The 1,758-nt window shown below is 55.5% G+C and carries 1 protein-coding gene; it reads left to right on the top strand.

Annotated features, from left to right (window positions below):
- A partial coding sequence (locus CLV89_RS22740) for an Ig-like domain-containing protein (RefSeq protein ID WP_243395120.1) occupies positions 1 to 1,656 on the top strand: 1,656 nt, incomplete at its 5' end.
- Between the last annotated feature and the right edge of the window lie 102 nt (positions 1,657 to 1,758).

Genomic DNA, 1,758 nt, shown 5'->3' with positions numbered 1-1,758 from the left:
TCGCTGGGGTCGGTCACGGACAACAGCGGCACCACGCCAACCATTACCTATGCCATCGGTGGCACGCCTCTTGCCGGGGCTCATGCCTTTCCGATTGGGGTGAGCACGGTGACGATGGATGCGAGCGATGATGTAGGTAACGCGGCAACGCAGCAAAGTTTCACAGTGACTGTGACGGATGGCGAGGCGCCGGTCATCACCGCACCAGCCGACCAAACCGCGCCTGCAGATATTGGAGGTATTACCGCCACATTGGATGTCACTAATTTGGGTTCGGTCACCGATAACAGCGGCCCCACACCGTCCATTACCTATCGTGCAGGCAGTACCATTCTGACCGGGCCACATGTTTTCCCTCTTGGGGTGACCACGGTGACGATGGACGCAACAGACATTGCGGGCAATGCTGCGACACAGGTCAGCTTTACGGTCACCGTCACGGATAATGAAGCCCCTACGGTCACCTTGACGACCAATTCGACACAGGTGGCCGCCGGAGATCGCGTGGTCGTTAACATTGCATTCTCGGAGCCAGTCACGGGTTTTCACGGGTCCGAACTCAACTTGAGCAATGCCACGCTTACCTCCTTGTCCGGAACAGGTACGGCCTGGGTCGCGACGCTCTCTGCAACAGGTGGAGGTGATGTCACTGCCTCTGTTCCCGCAGGGGCTGCCACAGATGCCGCAGGCAACGGCAATGAGATGTCAAATACACTCAGCGTAAGGGACACGACGATCACTGAGACACAGACCCAGATCTCTCAGTTCATGCAATCACGTGTTGATCTATTGCTTAAAAACCAACCGGAGCTCGCACATTTACTGTTGGGATCGGAAACCGGGCGTCTCAATAGTCAGGTGTCTCGAGGGACGGGGACCTTCAACTTTGCCAACCGGTCGGACGCTCCGGTCTGGATGATGTTGAACGGTTCTTGGACAAATGAAAGCGACCGTGATCTGACATATCTGTTTGGCTCTATCGGTAGTCATATAAAGGTCAATCCGAACTTGCTTGTTGGCGGCATGCTGCAGTTTGACCACATGGATCAGACAGATGGCGCGGCTGAAGTCCAAGGTACCGGCTGGCTTGCTGGTCCGTATTTTGTTGCTCGCCTTCCTGAGCAAGACCTCTACTTTGATGGACGGCTGCTCTACGGGCAGTCCTCAAATAAAATCACCCCATTCGGCACGTATACTGACAAGTTTGACACCAATCGATTGCTCGCTTCGCTTCAGGTGTCCGGTGTATTGGACTACGGGGAGGTCGATCTCATTCCAAGCCTGAAGGCATCTTATGCCCGAGAGGCTCAATCCGCTTATACGGACACACCCGGCAACCGGATACCTAAACAGACCGTTGAGCTTGGGCAGATCGAGGCGGGGCTCGCTTTTGTTGCCCCGATGCCCCTTTACACCGGGGAAGGTGAGATGACCCTAACTGGTGGCGTCAAAGCCATTGGTTCGTTCGTCAACGGGTCAGGGCATGCTGCATCGGTTAGCCCTGACTACGAAGGGGGGCGTGCCCGTATCGACCTGGGAATGATGCATCGAATGGTGAATGGCGGACAGTTCCAAATCCAGTCCTACTACGACGGGATTGGAGCCAGTGGATATGACAGCTATGGGATCTCTTTCAGGCTGGAATATCAATTCTGAGGTGAACGGCGTTGTTGCGCCAATCAGGTTCGGGGATGAGTTTGCCCTTTCCCACCTGAGTTCAGGTTACGGCTTCGATCTCGGCTGTGCCGAGGGCCGAGA

Origin of the sequence: Tritonibacter scottomollicae (genome assembly GCF_003003215.1) — a bacterium.
Lineage (GTDB): Bacteria > Pseudomonadota > Alphaproteobacteria > Rhodobacterales > Rhodobacteraceae > Epibacterium > Epibacterium scottomollicae.
Note: the sequence above shows the minus strand (reverse complement) of the source record. Positions and strands in the feature narration are given on the sequence as shown.